At 63.4% G+C, this 19,370-nt stretch carries 11 protein-coding genes; 9 read left to right on the forward strand and 2 right to left on the reverse strand.

Going from position 1 to position 19,370, the window contains the following annotated elements; translation table 11 throughout:
• Positions 1-16 precede the first annotated feature (16 nt).
• Genes NTZ26_06920 through NTZ26_06955 form a run of 8 tightly spaced genes read left to right on the forward strand, consistent with a single transcriptional unit; the run spans position 17 to position 12,384 of the window.
• Positions 17-1,135 (forward strand): hydrogenase small subunit, encoded by a 1,119-nt coding sequence (locus NTZ26_06920; protein ID MCX6560232.1) that lies wholly within the window; start codon positions 17-19, stop codon positions 1,133-1,135.
• 9 nt (positions 1,136-1,144) lie between these two features.
• Positions 1,145-1,822: a hypothetical protein gene (locus NTZ26_06925; GenBank protein MCX6560233.1), complete on the forward strand. Its 678-nt coding sequence runs from the start codon at positions 1,145-1,147 to the stop codon at positions 1,820-1,822.
• Positions 1,819-3,093, forward strand: a complete 1,275-nt coding sequence (locus NTZ26_06930) for a (Fe-S)-binding protein (protein ID MCX6560234.1) — start codon at positions 1,819-1,821, stop codon at positions 3,091-3,093. The genes NTZ26_06925 and NTZ26_06930 overlap by 4 nt, the downstream gene beginning before the upstream one ends.
• Positions 3,094-3,128: 35 nt before the next feature.
• On the forward strand, positions 3,129-4,871 hold the full coding sequence (locus NTZ26_06935; GenBank protein ID MCX6560235.1) for a nickel-dependent hydrogenase large subunit: 1,743 nt from the start codon (positions 3,129-3,131) through the stop codon (positions 4,869-4,871).
• Positions 4,872-4,910: 39 nt separating this feature from the next.
• Positions 4,911-5,390, forward strand: coding sequence for a HyaD/HybD family hydrogenase maturation endopeptidase (locus NTZ26_06940; protein MCX6560236.1), 480 nt, complete (start codon positions 4,911-4,913; stop codon positions 5,388-5,390).
• 18 nt (positions 5,391-5,408) lie between these two features.
• Complete coding sequence (locus tag NTZ26_06945; protein MCX6560237.1) at positions 5,409-6,479, forward strand: lipoate--protein ligase family protein; 1,071 nt, start codon at positions 5,409-5,411, stop codon at positions 6,477-6,479.
• A gap of 50 nt (positions 6,480-6,529) precedes the next feature.
• Positions 6,530-10,171: a PKD domain-containing protein gene (locus NTZ26_06950; protein MCX6560238.1), complete on the forward strand. Its 3,642-nt coding sequence runs from the start codon at positions 6,530-6,532 to the stop codon at positions 10,169-10,171.
• 50 nt (positions 10,172-10,221) lie between these two features.
• Positions 10,222-12,384, forward strand: coding sequence for a hypothetical protein (locus NTZ26_06955; protein MCX6560239.1), 2,163 nt, complete (start codon positions 10,222-10,224; stop codon positions 12,382-12,384).
• 27 nt (positions 12,385-12,411) lie between these two features.
• Here the strand turns inward: NTZ26_06955 and NTZ26_06960 are convergent, their stop codons facing one another.
• A complete protein-coding gene (locus NTZ26_06960; GenBank protein MCX6560240.1) occupies positions 12,412-15,840 on the reverse strand; it encodes an alpha-amylase family glycosyl hydrolase in 3,429 nt (1,142 codons plus the stop codon).
• A gap of 110 nt (positions 15,841-15,950) precedes the next feature.
• Positions 15,951-16,433 carry a Cys-tRNA(Pro) deacylase gene (ybaK, locus tag NTZ26_06965; GenBank protein ID MCX6560241.1) on the reverse strand — a complete coding sequence of 161 codons (483 nt, stop codon included), beginning with the start codon at positions 16,431-16,433 and terminating at the stop codon, positions 15,951-15,953.
• 163 nt (positions 16,434-16,596) lie between these two features.
• On the opposite strand from ybaK, the gene NTZ26_06970 reads away from it, so the two are divergent.
• Positions 16,597-19,278 (forward strand): hypothetical protein, encoded by a 2,682-nt coding sequence (locus tag NTZ26_06970; protein ID MCX6560242.1) that lies wholly within the window; start codon positions 16,597-16,599, stop codon positions 19,276-19,278.
• Positions 19,279-19,370: the final 92 nt, after the last annotated feature.

A 19,370-nucleotide genomic window follows, 5' to 3' on the forward strand; every position in this document is an offset into this window, starting at 1 on the left:
CAATAAAGATAAAGCCATGTCGGAAAAGACGATTTACCAGCAGCTTCGAGAGGATGGACTGTCCCGCCGCGATTTCGTGAAGTTCTGCGGGCTCCTGTCAGGCATGATCGGGCTCGAGTTCACCGCCACTGGAAAAGCCCTCGGCGCCGCGGCCCGGCGGGATGCTGCCGGTGTCGTCGCCGAAGCGCTCAAGTCCAAGACCCGTCTGCCGATCATCTGGCTGGAGCTTCAAGATTGCGCCGGCTGCACGGAGGCCTTGTCGCGCTCGCTCTCGCCGAGTCTGTCCAACCTTGTCCTGAACCGGATCGCGGTTGATTACCAGGAGACGCTGATGGCTGCGGCCGGCGTCCAGGCCGAGGAAGCCAAACGGCGGACGATGGAAAAATATCGGGGCCAATACGTTTTGGTCGTTGAAGGCAGCCCCTGCCTCGGGCTGGACGGTGCCTATTGCACGATCGGAGGCCGGAGCAATCTGGACATCCTTCGGGAGGCGGCCGCCGGCGCGGCGGCGATCATCGCCACCGGGAACTGCGCCGCCTTCGGAGGCCTACCCGGGGCACGCCCCAACCCAACCGAGGCCCGCGGGGTGATGGACATCATCACAGACAAGCCGATCGTCAACATCCCCGGCTGTCCGGCCATCCCCGATGTCACGACCGGCGTCATCGCCCATTTCCTGGTCATGGGCGCCTTGCCCAAGACCGACGCCTTGAAGCGGCCGCTGGCGTTTTACGGCCATACCATCCACGACCACTGCCTCCGTCGCCCCTTCTACGAGGCGGGGGAATTTGCCGAGGATTTCGGCGGCCAGGGGGCCCGGGAAGGCTGGTGTCTTTATGAGCTCGGCTGTAAGGGTCCGACGACGTATAACGCCTGCTCTTCCCTCAAGTGGGAAAGGGGCTTGTCGTTCCCCGTCCAATCCGGCCACCCCTGCCTGGGATGCTCGGAACCGCATTTCTGGGACGGCGGGGGATTCTATCAAGGGCAGTCGGCTCCCCTGGCCAAGCCGGGCAGCGGCGCCACCGGTTTGGCGGCTGGAGCGGGCGTGGTGCTTGGAGCGGCTTTAGCCGGGGCCAATCGGGTCGGGAAGCGCGCCGCCGGGAAAAAGACGGCCGCTCCGCCGAAAGCGGACTAGGAGGCTATCATGGGATGGTCGGAAATACTTAGGTTTTTCCGGGGGCCGTTTTTCCATGCCGCCCTGCTCGTCTTCATCGGCGGGATGGCCTACCGGCTGGTCCGCGTCCTGCTGCTGGGCTGGCCGCAGGATCGGGTGAAAAGCGCCGGCAGCAAAGCCGGCGGGGTTCTTAAAGCATACCTCAAGGCCTTGCTGGTATGGCCTTTCATCCCTTGGGTGAAACGGACTTTTCCCAAGAACGCCCTGACCTACCTGGCCGGCGGGCTCTTCCACCTGTCGCTGTTTGCGGTCATCTTTCTGGCCGCTCCCCATATGCTCGTCTGGAAGAGCTTGACCGGAATCGGCTGGCCAACCCTGCCCAACCCGATCGTCGACGGACTGGCCGCGGCCGGGATCGCGGCCATGGTCATGCTCCTCATCAACCGCTTCGTCCACCCCGTGCTCAAGCTGATCAGCGGCTTGCCGGTTTGGCTGAACTGGACCTTTGTTTTTCTGCCGATGATCACGGGGTACGCGATGGCCCATCGTTTCTTCCTTCCCTATGAGGCTCTGTTCAGCCTGCATATGATCGCCGTCGATATTCTGCTGATCTGGATCCCGTTCAGTCGGATCTCCCATTTCCTTTTTTATTTCTTCGCCAAAACCATCCACGGCGCCCAAGCCGGGAAACGGGGGGTGACGCCATGACCGCAACAACGACGGCGAAGACGACGGCGGCCATGGCTGCGTTCGTCAAGGAAACGGGCGGCTGGGTAGCCGGCCAATTGGAAGCCTGCACCCGCTGCGGACTGTGCGCGGAAGCCTGTCACTTCTACCAGGCCCTCGGCAATCCCGAGTATGCTCCGGTCTGGAAGCTGGAACCGTTGCGGAAGGCTTATGCGCAGCGCTTCACGGTGATTGGGCGTCTCAAACGGGCCCTTCACTGGGAGAAGTCGGTCAGCGACGCCGATCTGGCTCATTGGAGCACGTTGGTCTACGAGGCCTGCACCGTCTGCAACAAGTGCGCCATGGTCTGCCCGATGGGCATCCAGATCGGTCCGCTGATCCACGAAGTCCGCACGGCCATGTCCGCGGCGGGCGTCGTGCCGGCCGATCTGCTGGCCGCCGCCCGCAAGCAGGAGGAGGTCGGCAGCCCTCTCGGAGTGACCGAGACGGCCTGGCGCGAGCGTTTGGACTGGATCGCCGAGGAATGGGAGGTCGAGATCCCGGTCGACAAGCCGGGGGCGGACACCCTGGCCGTGTTCACCTCGATCGAGCTGATGAAGTTCCCGGAAAACCTGGCCGCGGTCGCGACCATTCTGAACAAGGCCGGGGAAAGCTGGACGGTCTCCAGCCCAGGCCGGGAAGTCGTCAACTTCGGCTATTTCGAGTCGAACGAGCGGCGGACCAAGCTGTTCCTGGGCCGGGTCTTCGACGCGGCCAAAGCCCTCGGCGTCAAGCGGATCATGATCTCCGAGTGCGGGCATGCCTACGAGGCTTTCCGCTGGACGGCCCCCAACATCATGGATGTTCCGCCGGGGCTCACGGTCACTCATATTGTCCGGGTGATCTACGACTTGTGGAAAGCGGGTCGGATCAAGCTGAAGGCGGGCGCCTATGCCGACGCCCCCATCACCTTCCATGATTCCTGCAAGATTCAACGACGAGGCGGCCATATCAAAGAGCCGCGTGAGATTTTGAAAATCCTGGCCGGGGATTCCTTCCGGGAGATGGATCCCTGCCGCGAGCAATCCATGTGCTGCTGCGGCGGCGGCGGAGTGATCTCCATCCAGGAAGCCGATCCGCTGCGATTCGCCGTCTTCGGCATGAAGATCGACCAGATGAAAGCCAACGGAGCCCAGTCCGTCTGCATGGTCTGCAGCAATTGCCGGCTCCAGTTCACCGAAGGCGTCGCCCATTTCGGGTTCGAGGTCAAGGTCCGCGGTTTGACCGAGATGGTGGCCAAGGCTTTGGTCTGACCGGGGAAGCCGGGACACAAGAGGAGAAACGAGCAATGACCCAACGCATCGTCATCGATCCCATCACCCGCATCGAGGGCCATCTGCGCCTGGAAGTCGAACTGGACGAAGCCCGGACAATCACCAAGGCCTATTCATCCGGGACCATGGTCCGGGGCATCGAGATCATTCTCCAAGGGCGCGATCCCCGGGAGGCCTGGGCTTTCGCCCAGCGGGCCTGCGGCGTTTGCACGACGGTCCACGCCATCGCCTCGATCCGCGCGGTCGAGGACGCCTTGGGCATCCGGATCCCCAAGGCGGCCAACATCATCCGCAACATGATCATCGCCCAGCAATACGTCCACGATCACGTCATGCACTTCTATCACCTGCATGCCCTGGACTTCGTGGACGTCGTCTCCGCCCTGGCCGCCGATCCGAAGAAGACATCCGACATCCAGCAGAGCTTGTCCTCCTGGCCGATGTCCTCGCCCGCCTACTTCGCGGACGTCCGCAAAAAGGTGCAGGCGATCGTCGACAGCGGGCAGCTGTCGCTCTTCAGCAACGCCTACTGGGGGCATCCGGCCTACAAGCTGCCGCCCGAGGTGAACTTGCTGGCCGTGGCCCATTACCTGGAGGCGTTGGACTGGCAGTCGCACGTCACCAAGATCCACACCATTTTCGGCGGCAAGAATCCTCACCCCAACTTCGTCGTCGGCGGCGTGCCGCTGCCGATCGACATGAACGGGGATCAGTCGCTGAACGCCGCGAAGCTGTCCGTCATCGCCGATTCCATCGCGAAAATCAACCAGTTCGTCGACCAGGTCTACATTCCCGACCTGCTGGCCATCGCGCCCTATTACCTGGACTATGCGGCGCTGGGGGAGGGCTTGGGCAATTTCCTGACCTGGGGCGAATTCCCCGGCGAAGATATCGCCGACCTCTCGAAATACGTGGTGCCCCGCGTGCTGATCCTGAACCGCGACCTGAAAAACGTCGTGGTGCCCGATCCGCGGGACTTCGAGAGGATGAAGGAGTTCATCGCCCACTCCTGGTACACCTACCAAAAAGGCGATCAAGCGGGGCTGGCCCCCTGGGAGGGCGAGACGGTCTTCAACTTCACGGGGCCGAAGCCTCCGTTCCAACAGCTTGACGTCGCGGGCAAATACTCCTGGCTCAAGGCGCCCCGCTGGAATGAAACGCCCGTGGAGGTCGGCCCCCTGGCCCGCGTCCTGGCCATGTATGCCGTCGGCCACAAGCCGACCGTCGGGCTGGTCAATGTGGTTCTGGACAAGCTGAAGGCGCCGGCCTCGGCCCTTTTTTCGACCCTGGGCCGAACGGCGGCGCGGGGCATCGAAACCAAGGTCTTTTCGGACCTCCTGACCGGCTTTTTTGACGAGCTGATGGAGGAGATCAAGGGCGGCCGCACGGAAACATTCAACGGCGAAAAATGGGATCCCTCGACTTGGCCGCGCCGAGCCCAGGGCTTCGGCTTCATGGAAGCGCCTCGGGGTGCCTTGGGGCACTGGGTCGTGATCGAAGGCGGCAAGATCAAGAACTACCAGATGGTTGTCCCGACGACGTGGAACGCGTCCCCCCGCGATCATAAGGACCAGCCCGGCGCCTACGAAGCCTCGCTGGTCGGCACGCACTTGGCCGTGCCGGATCAGCCGCTGGAGATCCTGCGGACGATCCACTCCTTCGACCCATGCATGGCCTGCGCCATCCATATGATCGATGCCGAGGGCCGATCCGCGGGCGAGGTCGGGACGGGCTTCAATGTCGTCTGCCCGGATTAAGGCGCCGAAGACGATCGGCTGGGACGGACGGAACATAGGATGAGCGGGCCCGATCGTGCCATTGTCCTTGGATTAGGCAATTTATTAAACCGGGACGAGGGCCTGGGCGTTCAATGCCTCGAGCCCTTACGGAATCGGCTCGGCTCCGTCGCCGGGATCGAGATCCTGGACGGCGGGGTTTTGGGCCTGGACCTGCTGCCGCTCGTCGAATGCGCCCGTGCGCTTCTCATCCTGGACGCTGTTGACGCCCGCAAACCGCCCGGAACCCTGATCGAGCTGACCGGGGCCGATATCCCCCTTTTCGGCCGGGCCAAGCTGTCTTGGCACCAGGTGACATTCCAAGAAGTGCTGCAATTAGCGGCCATGCGAAACCGGTTGCCCGAGCGTCTGCACCTCGTCGGAGTTCAGCCGGCGGACCTATCCATCGGCCTGGAGTTGAGCCCCGAAGTCGCGGCGGCCATGCCGGCGCTCATCGAGCACGCGGCCGCCGTCTTGGCCGGGTGGGGATTTTATGGCTGAAAGGCGGGAGCGAGAGCAATGAGCGTTATCCGGCTGTTGGATCTGGGGACGGTTCCCGCCGTCCGGTCGCAAACCTGCTATCACGCCGCCGCCGAAGTCCTGACGGAGGGAGGACCGGATACCATCATCCTGGTCAGTCCGGCTTCACCCTATGTCTGCGTCGGCTTCCATCAGGATGTGGACCGGGAGGTCGATCGAGAATACTGCCGGAGCCGGGGCTGGCCGGTCCTGCGCCGCGAGGTCGGCGGGGGAGCGGTCTATTTGGATGCCGGTCAAGTTTTCATCCAATGGGTCTTCCGGCCCGGATCTCTGCCGGCGTCCGTTGAGGATCGTTTCCGTCTTTTCGTCGATCCGATCGTTGAAGCCTACCGTGCTTTGGGCGTCGCGGCCGAATTCCGCCCGGTCAACGACATCCATGTCGCGGGCAAGAAGATCGGCGGCACGGGAGCGGCGGCCATCGGCCGGGTCGAGGTCGTGGTCGGAAGCCTGATGTTCGACTTCGACAAGGCCGCGATGGCTCGGGTTCTGAAGGTCTCCTCAGAGAAGATGCGGGATAAAATCATCCAAAACCTCGAACAGTATATGACGACCTTGCATGAACAGTTGGGCTTCCGTCCGGACCGCGGGACCATGGTCGAAGCCTATTTGCGATCCTGCGCCGGAGCCCTCGGGCGGGAGATCGTGCCCGGTTCCTGGACCGAAGCGGAGGAGCAGCGGGCCCGCATCCTCGACAAGACGTTTTTGACGACGGAATGGTTGGAGCCCCGGCGGGTTCCCCGGCGGCCGGGAATCAAGATCCACGAGGACGTCCAGGTTGTGGAGTCCGTCTTCAAGGCTCCCGGAGGGTTGATCCGGCTGACGGCCACGGTTTTGCGGGGCGAAATCGTCGATCTTTCGATTTCCGGAGATTTCACGCTGTTGCCCCGGGCCGCGGTCGCCGAATTGGAAACCGTTTTGCTTGGACCCAACCGGAACGCAGCCGATATCCGCCAAGCTGTAAAGGCGGTTTATGATAGGCTGCGAATCCAGTCGCCGGGGGTAAGGCCCGAACATTGGGAAGCCGCTTTAGCCGGCCTTCTCTTCGGATGAAGTCCGCTTAGATTCCTTGACTTCCCGGCCGGGGGGTGGATAATTCGGGCATGGATGAGAGGAAGCGGAAGCCCTGTCTTTGGCTGGCCTGCCTGGCCCTCTTCCCCGGCCTTGCCGTCCCCGTTTTCTCCCAGACGGTCTCGGATCCGTTCTCGCAGTACGACGGCCGTCCCCTGGAGGGACGACTGCAGAACATGACCGCGAGCAGAAGTTTCTTGGTCCTTCATCGGGTCGTGGGCCAAGGCCGGGAGGTTGTCGAAAGCTGGGAGGAAGGCCAGCTTATCGTTCATTGGGAGAAGACGTTCGTATCGGTAGGGGAACCGATCGTCATCGACGGATTCCGAGTCGCCTTTTCGGCCGCCGAGACCGAGCCTACCGCGAATTCGGTCGGCCTACATATTTACGATCTCCGGAGCGGGCAGAGGATCTCCTACAACCGGAGTATGATCCTCGGTCACGCCGGCCGCTTCCTGGCGATTTCGGGGGATTCCATTCTGGACATGGCCGATGGTTCCGTCGTCTTCGGTCCTGTCTCGAACGTCCGGCAGGCCCGTTTCTTGGCTACGATCGGTGATAAGTTTCTGCTCATGGTTTCGCAGGCGCCGAATTGGAACGATCGCCGGCCCATCCTCTATGATCCGATCTCGAAAACAGACCTCTGGGCCGGTCGAGCGCTATCCGCGGAGATGATCGAGTTTCTGGAGAATCGATTCTATCGAGCGACGGAGCATGTCTACCAGGGATTCCCAGCCCTTCTGGCCGAAGAAGTCCAAAGCCTCTTCGGCCCGGTCTTCAAGTTTATGCTGCTCAAAGAGGACGGCCAGGCGGTCTTTCTGGATCGGGCCTTCTTCGATTTGTCCGAGCTCAAGCCTTATGCGACGGTCGATTTCTCGTACATCTGGGACTCGCCCAACGGCCGCCGCCTGGTCGCGGGGATCAACACCCGGCACCTCGGTCGCGTGGACGGCGAAAAGACCGTCATCGCGGTGTTCGATCCGGCCGGGGCCAAGCTGGCCCAGGCGAGCATTGATCCGAAAACCGACCGTCTCGCCTGGACGGGGCTGGACCCGGCCGGAAAGCTGCTGGCCTTCATCAATCGCCATCAGCCGCGGTCCGAAGACCTGATCGTGTCTTTCGCCCTGCCCTCGCTGGCCCGGACGGAGCTTGAGAGCGCTTACAACGCCCAAGTGAACTCGCCGCCGGGCTTCATCGACGGGAAGCTTTATTTTTGGGACCAGGAGCGGATTTACCCGCCCGGCGTGAAAGCCCCGGCTCGGGCCAAGCTCTGGCGGACCGTCGTCGCCGCTTTGAACCCGCAGACCGCCGGCTTGATGGCGTACTATCCGTTCGACGATTCGACCTGGAAGCTGATGAGCTTCGCCCGGGACAGGATCCGGCATGTCTCCAACGAGACGCATCTTTTCCTGCCGTTCATGAGCGCCGACCTGACGCAGAACCGATCGCTCATCCTTCCCATTCCCCGGGATCAGGTCAATGGCTGGCTGAACGCCACCTTCGGCATCTCGCCGGAACCTGTCTTCACCGACGCCGACGAGGCGATCTCCTACACGCCGGCCGGCGCGACGGTCACCGCGAATACCGGCCGTCTGGACGGGCTGAAATGGCGGTCGCCTTCCCACCGGGACACGACCTGGTTCACCTTGACGCTGGGCGGATTCTCGCAGATGTTCGAGGTCCCGATCCAGGCCCGGCCGGTCAACCAGCCGCCGGTGGCCAAATTCACGGTCCCGCCCCGGGCCGAGAACGCCTTGTGGGACGTCCCCGTCCTCTTGGACGCCGGAAGTTCCAGCGACCCCGACGGCCGCGTAGTCTCCTATGCCTGGAATTTCGATCGTTCGGCAGCCTCTCTCCTAACCGGCTCGCCGACCATCAGCCATGAGTTTGCGGGGGGAGGCGCGCACGAGGTGATGCTTACGGTTACGGACGACAAAGGGGAGACGGGAAAGATCACCCGGATCGTCAATGTCCCCAAGACCATCGATTACGGAGGCGCCAAGCGAAGCGGCCCGGTCTCCGTGGGATCGGCCAGGACCGCCGGCTACGAGATCGAGGTGACGACGGGGACCGAAGAGGGGGCCGGGACGAACGCTTGGGTCTATGTCTCCCTCTATGGGTCCTTGAATGCCGACGGCGAAAGGGTCGGGACGACGGAATTCGCCCTTTATGACGCCATCTCTGAAACCAAGTCGGATCCTTTCGAAAACGGCCGGACCGACGTCTTCAAATCGCACCAGGGAACGGCTCCTGGGCTGCCCGATTCATCCAGTCTGGACAAGATCGAGTTCATCACGATCCGTCATGACAACTCCGGCAACAGACCGGACTGGCGTGTGAAATCGGTCAAGATCCGCAATCAAGCCAATAAAATGGAGTGGCTTTTCGAACCGGACGTCTGGCTGGACTGGAATAAGGCGCCGCTCAATTCCGTGATGGGCAAGTTCACTCCCGCGGCCGGCGATTATCCCCGCGGCGTCCTGTTCGGCGGGGCTCAGCGCTCCTGGAAAATGATCGAAGCCGGCGCCAACGTCTTCATCTTGGAGCCCGGGGCGGCTTCTTTCTATTTTACCTCGCTCGACAAGGCCGATCAGATCGAGATTTACCGAAACGGCAGCATCGAGGGGCGCCAATATGGCCGGGGCGAGGGGATTGCGACCGCGCCCTACATTCCCAAGACCGAATTCGGTTTCGAGTACCCGGCATCCAAGATCACGAATCCGACGAAATTCACGGTTCGGATCAGCCATCCGAACCAGGCGATCGAGGAGACGTTCGTCTGGGTCTTCCCCTCCGGTTGGAAGGACTATAAAAGCGAAGCCCTCAGCGCGGCCTTGATCTATCCGCTCAAGGGCACGACGTCGTTCTTCGACTATGCCGATTCGGTCATTCATTTCATGAGCAGCGTGTACACGTTTGAGGCCAGCTTGAACGCCGCCTTGTCCATCGTGGTCGATTATGGGGCCAAGGCCTTGGGCATATTCGGCGGCCCGGGGGACTCCGAGCTCAAAGGAACGATCGAAGAACGGGTCGGAATCTACGTCTCCAAGGGGCTGAACGGGGCCTTGAAGGCCATGGGGCTGACCTTGGCCAACAGCATTTTCAGCGAGACGATCGGCCTGTTCGAGTCCATGATCAAGGCCCGCGAATGGGCCCAGCAACTGGGGTCCGTCGGGTCCTCTGCCGCGGCCGCCGCGGGAGGCCTGCAGTATTTGGGCCGGCTGGCGGGATGCAATCTCAATCTCGTATCGGCCAAGGAAATGCTTCGGGTGATCAAGGCTAAGCTGGACGAGGCCCTGACCGCCCTCGACCAGAACAACCCGGCCGTCTATCGGGCCCGCATGGCCGATATCCGGATGATCGCGGTGGGGAAAAATCCGGACGGCATTCTGCCGGCCGACTATCTGATCGACTATGGAGCGTACGGAATCGGTGATTTGAACAGCAATCCCGGGGACAACTACTGCCTAAGCATGACCTGCATCCTCGAGCTCAATAACATCCAAAGATGGAAGGGCGGGGAGATCGGTCCCTGCTTTCCGACGAACGTCCTGATTGGCTGGACGGACGCGGAAAAAATAGGCGAGACCAAATCCGCCATGACGACATATGAACCGCTCTTCCGCAACATCATGGTCGTGGCCGGGGTGGCCATCTCGATCGCCCTTCTGAAGTGAAGCCAATAAGCGTCCTTGACATCGCCGCCGGGCGGTGAATAATTCCAACCATGAACGAGAGAAAGCGGCGGCTCCCGATTTGGGCGGCCCTCCTTGCATTCCTGGCGGTTATACCCGCGCCGGCCCTCGGCTATGCCAACGACGGCCCGGGCGGCGGGCCGCACCGGCGCATCAACGCCCTGGCCTTGAGCCGCTTCCTCCGCCTGGCCGCCGAAGACCCGATCCTGAAACTCTACGATTTCCGGCCTACGATCGAACGCTACGGGCTGCCTGCGTCGAGCCGGCTGTTCCAAGTCAAGTCGAAGACGGTGATAAAAGCGGGGTCTTGGCACCGCGGTGAGACGCTCTGGCCGGGTGTCACCGCGTCTTTCATCGAAGAAGGCGACGTTCTCTCGCCCTTCGCCTGGTGGGTCGAGGAGGGCGGCTTCACGGCCGACGAGCCGGAGTCGTATATGGCCATGCGCCATTTCTACGATCCGTTGGCCCGCGGCACGGATGCTGAAACCGGCAAGAAAGCGGCTTATCTGACCGACGCGCTAGACGCCTGGATGTCGCCTCTCCTGATGGGACACAACCCCCGCATGGACGCCAAGACCTGGGCGGTCTCCGATTCCCCCTATTCCTTCCTCCGCGGCCGGGACGGGCTCGAGTACATTGCCGCCATGGACTTCGCGGACGCCGATCGGGGCAAGGAGTTCGGCGCGGTCTGGAGGTCCCTGGGCGAAACGCTGCATCTCCTGGCCGACATGACGGTCCCTGCCCACGTCCGCAACGACGCCCATCCGGGCGCCTGGATCAAGAAGACGCTGGCCGGCGATCCGTACGAGGATTACGTCGACGCTGACGTCGTCTCGCGCTGCGCCGCGGGGCCGGCGCCCGATGCGGTTCGGGCGGCTCTGGAGGGGGTCGAGGACCCCGGCGTTCTCATCCACACCCTGGCCCTGTTCACCAACCGTCATTTCTTCTCCAAGGACACGATTTCCGGCCGCGACGGGGCGACCGGCGGCCTCGTGGCTCCGGCCAACGGCCAACCTGCCTATCCCGCGCCCAAGCTCGAATTCTATGAGTTCGAGCCCTCCAAAGGCGGCTGGGGCTTTTACCAGACGCCCAATCGCCTCTTCGCCGCCGCCGGCCGGGACGCGAAGGGCAACCATACCGTCGGTTCGCCGACCGTGACCGGGCAAGCCCTGGCCCTCATCCCCGCCGCGGTCGAGTCGGCCGTTAAGATGATCGATCTGTTCATGCCTCGTCTCCGAGTGACGATCGACGGGTTCGACACGGATTCGAACCGATTGTCGTTCCGGACCCTGCGCCTTGCAACCGACGCGTCGGGACTCATCCCCTCGACCGGTTCGGAGGCCAATCTCTGGTCAAGCCCCGAGGCTGTCGTTATTTTGATCATCGGCGGTGCGCGGCGGACTGCGCTTGTCCGGATCGAGCAGGGGACGGAATCGGGGCTGAGCCTGGATCTCTCGTCCCTGACGGCGGACTTGCTCAAGGAACGAGCCCGCGCCGAGGCGCCGCCGGCTGTAAGCGCCGTCGTCGGGATCGACATGGGCGGCATCCTGGTGAAGTCCGAGCCGTTCGAGCTGGCCCTTCCGTTGCCGCCGGCCGCGCCTCCCAAGGCGCCGACCGATACGAAATCCGAGGGAAAAGGCAGCCCGCTCGCCGAGCTTTTGGGTAAATGCGTCGGCGTACAAGCCACGGTCTACGGAAAATTCAACGCCCAGGGGACTCCGCTCGCCCAATCGTATAATGAGTTCCACGGCGGCAACTACGACTTCTTCACCCGCCAGAAGCTGCGCTACGAGCATCCCTTGAAATGGCAGGGCCGCCGCTTCTCGGTCTCCTATTCGATCAGCGAGATGAGGCCGCCCACGGCTTCCCAGGCCAACCCGATCGCGACCGAAACAGTATCGATTACGGGGGAAATTTCGGAGGACGGCAGCGCCCTGGTCAGCCTGATCACGGTGCGGACGAACGCCTATCCGGGCGAAAGCCAGAAGGAGACCATTCGGTTGACGAACATCCCGTTCGAAAGCCGCGAGGACGAGGCGGGACGGATCGAAGTCGTCTTCCGTTCGAACGCAGCCGGCTCTGTCGCCGCCGAGTACATCCACACCGTGGATAACGACCCGCTCCGCTATTACAACTGGACGGTTTCAAGCGGCGACGGGACGTTCGATCTGGTCCGCGTCTGGTTCGTGAACTGACCCGTCCATCCGGGACGGATTTCGCCGTCAGAGCCGATCCAGCCGGAAGCCCGAGATTTCGCCGGCGGCGCGCAGGAGGGCGATCGCTCCAAGCGGTCCCGAGGTCTGGGGCGCGCCTTCTTCGGAAACACCGGCCAGGGAAGTTGCCAGGAGCCACCACATCAGCCGCTCGAAGGATTCCTTGTGGAAGTACTCGACGCCTTGATAGTCGTTGACCAGCAGGGCCGCCCGGAAATCGGGATCCTTCCCGATCAGCCGGGCCAAGCTTCGGGCGTTGGCGTCCGGCGTTCGTTGGCGTTCGAACCAGCCGTCTGCCTTGGCCAACGCCCGGATGGCGTGGACGGCCAGCCGGGCTTGGAATTCATCCCCGGCCGCATCGCCCAGAAGATCGGCTAATACGGCGTCCAACCCCCAGGCCTCCGCGCGAGCCGGGCCGATGGAGGCGAGAACGGACCAGGCGAACATCGAATACCGGGCCAACCGGGCTCCGATCGGCGAGGATTCCGGAGCCGTCCCCGCGAAGCCGGCGTCGAGATCGGTCCTCCCGGCATCCATCAAACGCAAAACCGCTCCATAACGGCGCCGGATCGCTTCGGCGAAGGCGGGCTCGCTGATCGAATCGGGAAAGATCTCTTCGTTGACGCCGCGGGCGAACGATCGGGCTTTGGCTTCGATCTGACGGTCTGCTTCTTCCGAGAGCGGCCCCCCTTCGCCGACGCTTCGGCTACCGACCAGCCAATCCAAAAACCCGGGAGCCAGAAGCTCGCGGAGGGAGTCCCAAAGCGGCCGCATCCGAAGCTCTCGAAGCGCCTGCTCGATGCTCGCCACACCGCCGCCTCCCAGCTCTTCCGCCAGCCGGGCATAGAGCCCGCGTCCGTCGTCCCTGACCTTACGGAAGTCGAGGAAGACCCGGCATTCATAAGCGTGCAGCTCGAGGTATAAGCCCTTTTCACCGAGCTCCCGGCCGTTGCGGATAAACTCGAGTCCGGAGACCTGATCTTTGCAGACGATCCAGGTCGCGGGGTCGTCGGGGAGGTCCAGTCCGTCCCGAAGCGACTTGTGGACGAGGACTTTGCTGTCGCTGCCTCCGACTTTGGCCGCGAAGGCCGCGGCCGAGCGGATCCAACCCCGCGTCTCGGCGTACTTGTTGTGGTAAACGACCAGGGCCCGCTCGCCGCCGGCCCGGTTGGAGTAAGCGAAGACGTTTTCGTCCACGCCGCCCTCGGGCTGGTAGAAATCGTAGAGCAGGAAGCTCGCCGCCTCGGCGAACAGATACCGCTTGTGAAACAGCGGGAAGATGCGGCGGGCATGGCCTTCCCGAAGCCACGGCTTGGGGGTCTCGTCCTGATAGGCGCGGCGGTATTCCATGCCGTACTTCTCGGCGAAGCCCTCGATCTGGCCGTGCCCGACCATGGGCAGGCCGGGCAGCGTCGCCAGCAGGGTGCAGACGCCGTAGTACTTGTCGCCGTCGCCGAACTGCTCGATGGCCGTCCGCTCGTCCGGGTTGTTCATGAAATTGACGTAGCGCTTGAGAACCTCGGGGTCGAACTCCAGGGTGTTCTTAATGACCCGCCGGTACTTGGCGTTGTCCTCGTCCCGCAGCATGTGCATAAAGGCGCTGTTATAGACGCGGTGCATGCCCAGGGTCCGGACGAAATAGCCCTCCATCAGCCAGAAGGCTTCGGCCAGGAGAAGCGTGTCGGGTGCTTCGGCCGCGACCCGGTCCACGACCTCGCGCCAGAATTCCTGCGGGATCGCCGCGTCGAAATCCTCCCGGCTCAGGCCGTGCTCGGAGCGGGAGGGGATGGCCCCGCCGGCGCCCGGCTCCGGGTACCAGAGCCTCTGGAGATGCCGTTTGGCCAGGGTCATGGCCGCGTCGAAGCGGATGACGGGAAAGCGTCGGGCCACGTCGAGAATGGTCCGGATGACCGCCTCCCGGACTTCGGGGTTGAGATAGTCGAGCTGGGCGGTATCGTTCCAGGGAAAGCTGGTTCCGTCGTTGCCGTGATAGAGGAAGCGGGTTTCGCCGCTGCGCTTGTCCCAGCGCTTGAAGACGACGGCGGCGTCGGTCTTGTCGTAGTAATGGTCCTCGATCTGGATGCCGGCCCGATCGTCGGTCGAGAGATCGGGCCCGTTGAACGAATAAGCGGGGAAAGGCGGCTCGGACAGTCCGATGAAGCGTTCCGGATGCTCGACGACCCAGCGGGAATCGATGCCCATATGGTTGGGGACCATGTCGGAGGCCAGGCGGATGCCGCGGTGAGCGGCTCGGGCCTTGAGGTCCTGAAGGGCCGGCTCGCCGCCCAGATCGTCGGCGATGACGTAGTCGTAGAGCGAATAGGCCGAGGCGACGGCCTCCGGGTTGCCCATCATCTGCTTGATGCGGCACGAGGCCCGGCTCCGCTCCCAGAGGCCGATGAGCCAGAGGCCGGTGATGCCGGCCGCGCGAAGCGACTCGAGCTCTTCGTCGGGGATCTGGTCGAGGCGGTAGACGGGGCGGCCGTAGGTCCGGGAGAGCTGGTCGAGCCAGACGTAGGTGTTCTTGGCCAACAGGACGATTTTCGGCATCCAATCCAAGTCGGCGCTGAACCGTTCGGGCTCGGGCTCGGGCTCGGCCGGCGCGCTCGAAGCGCCGAAAAGGCCCAGCGAGGCGGCCTGGGTACCGGGGCCGAAGGCCGGCCCGCGGGCGGGACCGGGGCCGCCGAAGGACGGCTTTCCCTCTTCCCGGATCGTATCGAGGCCCCGCAGCAGGCGTACCATCCGGTCGCCCAGCAGGGGAGCCCAGTGTTCCCGGATGAAAAGAAGCTGGGCGGCCAGCGAATCGGGAGCGGCCAGGGCCGGGCCTTGCAGGAAGTCGATCAGGTTCTCGCCCTTCGGACCGATAGGCGGCTGAACGGCGAAAAATGCGCGAAGAGAATCGAGCAGGCCGGCGTAAGCGACAGTTTCGGCGAGCGGCGTGTCATCGAACAGCTCCCGCAGGGGAGCGGCGGCGGGGTTGAGGTTGGCCAGACGGAGGAGGGCCGCCTCTTCCAGGACGATCTCGCGATGGGCCGCCCCATCCGCGCTTGCGTCCAGATACTCGACGGCGTCGGCCTCGCGGCGGTAGACCGCCATGGGCGGGAAATCGTCGACGCAGCGGCGCAGGACCGTCTCGATGCCGTCCGGGCCGATGGAGCCGGCGAGGCTCTCCAAGGCCTGGCCGAAGGCGCGGGGATTGAATTGCTCCCGATAGGCCTGGACGACGGCGTGCTGGAGCTCCTGGATCAGGCCGAGCGCGTTGATTTGGCCCGCTTTGACGGCCCGTTCGGCCGGATGGGCGGAGTTGAACGCGAAGGCCAGCCTTCGTCCCGCTCCGAAATCGGCCAGGATGGCGCGGCCGTCGAAGGCGAACAGGGGTTCGTCGAAGGAGTAGGCTTCGCGGGCTCGCCGCGAGATATGGAGCTCGTAAAGGCGCATGCCGGCCCTCCCATTTTCCAGCCAAGCATATCAGGAAACGGGTCGGGGCCGAAAGCCCGAACTTGCGGCGAATGGGGGCCGGTGGGGAATGCGCCGGCCCGTGGGCTGCTTCAGACGGCGACGTCGGCGGGAATCGGCGCCAGGATTTTCACGGCGTCGGCGGGTGCGATCTCGGCCAGCAGTCCGCGCTTGCCGGCGTTGATGTAGATCTTCGGCAAGCCGGCGATCGTCGTCTGCATGTAGACTTTCAGGCGCTTGCGGGTCCCGAACGGGGAGATACCGCCGACCATATAGCCGGTGTGCTTGTTCGCGGCGTCGGGTGAACAGGGCGTGACGGCCTTGACGCCGAGGAGGCGGGCCAGGGCTTTGGTCGAGACTTCTTTATCGCCGTGCATCAGGACGAGCAGCGCCTCGCGGGCGTCGGTCTCAAAGACCAGCGTCTTGATCACCGCGTGCTCGTCCACACCGAGCTCCCGGGCCGCCACGGGCGTGCCGCCGCGCTCCTCGTACTTGTAGGCGTGGATGACGAAGGGGATGCCGTGATCCTTGAGGGCCCGGATGGCCTGGGTCGTGGCGTAGTCGGTTGTGATCATGGCTGCCTCGCTGTCTGGATTCCCTCCGATTTTAACGGGGCCGACCCGATTCGAGCAAGGCTTTTCGGCGGGCGCGGCCGATTGACCGGGCTTCCCGGCTTGTGATATTCAATGTTTCACTTTGTCGAAGTCTCGCCTTGCCCCTCAATCCAAAGGAGGATTCATGCATTCCCGGAAATCCACCCTTCGCCAGCTGGCCCTGGCCGTTCTCCTCGTCCCGCTCGTCGGGGCGACGGTTCTTAGCGGCCAGACCGGGGCCGCCCCGGACCTATTTAAGACCATCACTTATCGGCCCGTCGGCCCGTCGGCCCAAGGCGGCCGCTTCGTCGCCTTCGCCGTCCCGCTCCAACAGCCGGGGACGTTTTACGCGGCGGCCGGCTCGGGCGGGCTGTGGAAGACCGTCAATCACGGCGAAACCTTCGAGCCGATCTTCGACTTCGAAAAAACCTATTCGATCGGCGCGGTGGCCGTAGCCCCTTCCGATCCGAACGTTCTCTACCTGGGAACCGGCGAGGCCAACAGCTCGCGCTCGACCTACTGGGGCGACGGCATTTACAAGTCCATCGACGCAGGCAAGACCTGGAAGAACGTCGGGCTGCCCGAATCGCACCATATCGCGCGGATCGTCGTCCACCCGACCGACCCCGACGTCGTCTACGTAGCGGCGCTCGGCCATCTATACTCCGAAAACCCCGAGCGGGGCCTCTTCAAGACCGTGAACGGCGGCAAGACCTGGACCAAGGTCCTCTTCGTCGACAACCGGACCGGCGCCAGCGACGTCGTTCTCGACCCCAAGAATCCCGCCACGGTTTACGCCGCGACATACGACAAGCTGCGTCTGCCTTGGACGTACATGATCGGCGGCCCCGGCTCCGGCATTCACAAATCGACCAACGGCGGCCGGACCTGGACCAAGCTGGCCGGCGGACTGCCGACCGGCATGCTCGGCCGCATCGGCCTGGCCGTCTATCCCAAGAAACCGTCCGTCCTTTACGCGGTCATCGAAAACGTCAATAAGCCCGGAGTGGCGCCCGAAGCCCGCTGGAAGGAAATCCTTGAAGGCAAATCGAGCACGGGCATCGTCGACGGCGAGCTATACCGGACCGACGACGCCGGCGCGGCTTGGCGCAAGGTCAGCCCGGAGAAACAGAGCATCGGCTCCGGCCCCGGCTATTACTACGCCGACGTCATCGTCGATCCCAACGACGACAAACACGTCATGGCGCTGTCGGTCTCGGTTCAGGAATCCAAGGACGGAGGCAAAACCTGGGGCCCGACTTGGCGCTTCGGCGGCGACAATCACGCCCTCTGGATCGACCCCGCCGACTCCAAGCACATGATCCTGGGCTACGACCACGGCCTGGGCGTGACCTTCGACGGCGGCAAAGCCTGGCACCGGCCGGATCACATGCCGGTGGCCCAGTTCTATGCCGTCGACTACGACATGTCCTTCCCGTACCGGATCGCCGGTGGGCTGCAGGACAATGGTTCGCTGATCGGCCCCAGCAGCAACAAGAACGGCGCGGCCATCGACTACGAGGATTGGACGACGGTCGGCGGCGGCGACGGCATGTACAACGCCTTCGACCGGAAGACGAATCGCTATCTCTACAACGAGAGCCAGTTCGGGCCGCTGTCCCGGCTCGACCTGCAGACCGGCGAGACCAAAGGCATTGCCTACCGGGGCGGCGCCATGAAGCGGTTCAATTGGTGTGCACCGATCCATGTCTCCTATTTCGATCCTAACGTTGTCTATCATTGCGGCAACATCGTCGTGAAGTCGATGAATAGGGGCGAAACCTGGACTGAGATCAGCCCCGATCTGACCACCAACGATAAAGTCAAGATGCCCAACGGCACCGGCGGCGACGGCAATATCCAGTACTGCACCATCACCACCTTCGCCGAATCGACGCTCCAATCCGGCCTGCTCTGGGTCGGCACGGACGACGGGCTGGTTTGGGTGACCCGCGACGACGGGAAGAATTGGACTAAGGTCAGCGATAAGATCGCCGGCAACCCGGGCTACTGGGTCAGCCGAGTCGAAGCTTCGGCTTCCGATCCCGGCACGGCTTATGTCGCTTATACCGGGCTTCGCAACGACGACTTCAAGCCGTTCCTGTACAAGACCACCGACTTCGGCCAAACCTGGTCTTCGATCGCGGCCAACCTGCCCAACGAGCCTGTCAACGTCATCCGCGAGGATCCCAAGAACCCGCTGCTCCTGTTCGCCGGCACCGACTTTGCGGTGTGGACGAGCCTCGATGGAGGCAAGAGCTGGGCCCGGATGAAGGCCAATATGCCGACCGTGGCCATCCAAGACCTCAAGATCCATCCCCGCGAGAACGATCTGATCGTGGCCACGCATGGGCGCTCGGCCTGGATCGCAGACATCTCGGCCTTGGAAGAGATGACCCCGCAGGCCGTGGCCGCAGACGCCTACCTCTGCGCGGTTGAGCCGAGGATCCGCTGGAACCGCGAGCTGCGGCGCGAGTCCGCCGGAACCAACCTGGCCGGCGTTAGCGAGCCCGCCGGGATCGCGATCAACTACTATCTCAAGGCCAAGCCTGCAGGCGAGGTTAAGGTCCAGATCCTCAAGGGCGCTACGGTGGTCAGCGAAATCAAGGGCTCGGCCGACGCGGGCCTCAACGCGGTGATATGGAACATGAGCCGGGACTTGAGCGACGCCGAAAAACAGGCTGCGTCTTCGCAGCGCTCCCGCTTCGGCCGCGGGGCCGGCGGTCCGGCCGCCCCCGAGGGCGAGTACACGGTGGCGCTTCTGGTCGACGGCCGGAAAATCACGGGCAAGGCCGTCATTCTGCCCGATCCGACCGGCGTCAAGTAAGAATAACAAGAACTCCGGGGGCGGTCCTTAGGGGCCGCCCCCTTCTTTCGTTTGGCGGCAATTGTATTTGCTTTAATCTGTCGTCCCGAGCA

It is taken from the genome of Candidatus Aminicenantes bacterium, from assembly GCA_026393855.1.
Lineage (GTDB): Bacteria > Acidobacteriota > Aminicenantia > Aminicenantales > UBA4085 > UBA4085.

What these genes read in the sequence shown, in the direction of transcription:
- NTZ26_06945 (MCX6560237.1), top strand. Translation starts at nt 5,409, where the DNA reads ATGAGCGTTATCCGGCTGTTGGATCTGGGGACGGTTCCCGCCGTCCGG.
- NTZ26_06940 (MCX6560236.1), top strand. Translation starts at nt 4,911, where the DNA reads ATGAGCGGGCCCGATCGTGCCATTGTCCTTGGATTAGGCAATTTATTA.
- ybaK (MCX6560241.1), bottom strand. Translation starts at nt 16,433, where the DNA reads ATGATCACAACCGACTACGCCACGACCCAGGCCATCCGGGCCCTCAAG.
- NTZ26_06920 (MCX6560232.1), top strand. Translation starts at nt 17, where the DNA reads ATGTCGGAAAAGACGATTTACCAGCAGCTTCGAGAGGATGGACTGTCC.
- NTZ26_06925 (MCX6560233.1), top strand. Translation starts at nt 1,145, where the DNA reads ATGGGATGGTCGGAAATACTTAGGTTTTTCCGGGGGCCGTTTTTCCAT.
- NTZ26_06970 (MCX6560242.1), top strand. Translation starts at nt 16,597, where the DNA reads ATGCATTCCCGGAAATCCACCCTTCGCCAGCTGGCCCTGGCCGTTCTC.
- NTZ26_06955 (MCX6560239.1), top strand. Translation starts at nt 10,222, where the DNA reads ATGAACGAGAGAAAGCGGCGGCTCCCGATTTGGGCGGCCCTCCTTGCA.
- NTZ26_06935 (MCX6560235.1), top strand. Translation starts at nt 3,129, where the DNA reads ATGACCCAACGCATCGTCATCGATCCCATCACCCGCATCGAGGGCCAT.
- NTZ26_06950 (MCX6560238.1), top strand. Translation starts at nt 6,530, where the DNA reads ATGGATGAGAGGAAGCGGAAGCCCTGTCTTTGGCTGGCCTGCCTGGCC.
- NTZ26_06930 (MCX6560234.1), top strand. Translation starts at nt 1,819, where the DNA reads ATGACCGCAACAACGACGGCGAAGACGACGGCGGCCATGGCTGCGTTC.
- NTZ26_06960 (MCX6560240.1), bottom strand. Translation starts at nt 15,840, where the DNA reads ATGCGCCTTTACGAGCTCCATATCTCGCGGCGAGCCCGCGAAGCCTAC.